Raw genomic sequence first — 415 nt, 5'->3', positions numbered from 1 at the left:
GTACTTGGAGCTGTTTTAATCAATAGTGCTAAAACAGGTTTTAGCGAGTCTTACCCAGATATTTGGACATATTTTCTTGGTTTTCTGTTCGTCATTGTAGTAGTCTTCTTGCCGAATGGATTATTAGGTTTTTTCAAAAATCTTCAAGAAAGGTGGTTTCTTCTTTATGCAAGACAGCGGAATAATTCTGCAATCAAAAGGCATATCAGTTGAATTCAGTGGATTTAAAGCAATCAGCAATCTTGACTTTCAAGTAGTGAAGAATAGAGTTCATTTTCTAATCGGTCCTAATGGTGCCGGGAAAACTACTCTCCTTGATGTGATTTGCGGAAAAACTTCTATTAGTAAGGGAAAGATAATATTCAAAGATAAATATAATCTTGCAAAATTGAAGGAATACCAAATTGTAAGAAAA

At 33.7% G+C, this 415-nt stretch carries 2 protein-coding genes; both read left to right on the top strand.

Annotation, left to right across the window (positions count from 1 at the left end):
• The coding region (locus AC2JF9_RS09870; RefSeq protein WP_500727420.1) for a hypothetical protein at positions 1 to 213 on the top strand (213 nt) is incomplete at its 5' end.
• Positions 167 to 415, top strand: a 249-nt coding sequence (locus AC2JF9_RS09865) for an ATP-binding cassette domain-containing protein (RefSeq protein ID WP_500727418.1), incomplete at its 3' end; no start/stop codon positions are given. The genes AC2JF9_RS09870 and AC2JF9_RS09865, both read left to right, overlap by 47 nt.

The sequence above is a fragment of the Lactobacillus sp. C449L genome, assembly GCF_059900815.1.
Note: the sequence above shows the minus strand (reverse complement) of the source record. Positions and strands in the feature narration are given on the sequence as shown.